Origin of the sequence: Micromonospora sp. D75 (assembly GCF_018070405.1) — a bacterium.
Taxonomy (GTDB): domain Bacteria; phylum Actinomycetota; class Actinomycetes; order Mycobacteriales; family Micromonosporaceae; genus Micromonospora; species Micromonospora chalcea.
Genome location: NZ_JAGPXV010001023.1, coordinates 1 through 1,149 on the forward strand (window position 1 = coordinate 1; position 1,149 = coordinate 1,149).

General features: G+C 72.6%; 1 protein-coding gene. It reads right to left on the bottom strand.

The annotated features are described in order from the left end of the window. Nucleotides 1-1,116 (bottom strand): MFS transporter (locus tag KBX39_RS31680; RefSeq protein WP_210874098.1); only part of this gene is annotated, 1,116 nt, incomplete at its 3' end. Nucleotides 1,117-1,149: the final 33 nt, after the last annotated feature.

Consider the following 1,149-nt stretch of genomic DNA (forward strand, 5'->3'; position numbering starts at 1 on the left):
CTCCGCGACGGCCCGGGCCCGGAAGATCGCCGGGATCATCTTGTACGTCGAGCCGTTGCCGATGCCGGAGAAGACGAACAGCGCCAGGAACCCGGCCAGGTAGAGCGGGAACGAGCGCTCCCGGGCCGCGTACAGCACCAGCCCGGCTCCGGCGGCCATGGCCACGAAGTTCCAGAACGTGACCCGGGCCCCGCCCAGCCGGTCGGCGAGCTGGCCGCCCACCGGCCGGATGAGCGACCCGATCAGCGGCCCGAGAAAGGTCAGCCAGGCGGCGTCGACGGGCGTCGGGAACCGCTCGTGGAACTGGAGTTGGAGCACCTGGCCGAAGGCGAACCCGAAGCCGATGAACGAGCCGAACGTGCCCACGTAGAGCAGCGACATCACCCAGGTGTGCGGGTCGCGGGCCGCCGCGCGCAGCGCGCCCGGCTCGTTGCGCGCCCCCGGAACGTTGTCCAGCCAGCGGGCCGCGGCCAGCGCGGCCAGCACGATCAGCGGCAGGTAGACCGCCGGCACCAGCCGGGGGTACGCGGCGCCGGTCGTCGCCAGCACCGCCAGCCCCACCAGTTGCACGGCAGGTACGCCCAGGTTGCCGCCACCGGCGTTGAGCCCCAGCGCCCGGCCCTTGAGCCGCTCCGGGAAGAACAGGTTGATGTTCGCCATCGAGGAGGCGAAGTTGCCGCCGCCGACGCCGGACAGGCAGGCCAGCACCATCAGCGTGGCGTACGACACCCCGGGCTCGATCAGCACCGCCATCGGCACCGCCGGCACGAGCAGCAGCAACGCGCTCACGATGGTCCAGTTCCGGCCGCCGAAGCGGGCCACCGCCAGCGTATACGGCAGCCGCAGCACCGCCCCCAGCGCGGCCGGTACGGCGGTGAGCAGGAACTTCCCGGCCGGGTCGATGCCGTACTCGGGACCCAGGAACAACACGGTCACCGACCAGAGGCTCCACACGGAGAAGCCGACGTGCTCGGCGAAGATCGAGACGTACAGGTTGCGCCGGGCGACCCGGGCGCCCCCGGCGGCCCAGAACGCCGGGTCCTCCGGCCGCCATTCGGTGAGCCGTCCGGCGGTGCGGGCCGACGGCCGGGTCGGTGCGGAAACGAGCGTGCTCACGGCGACTCCTCCTCGTCGATGACGAGGGGACGC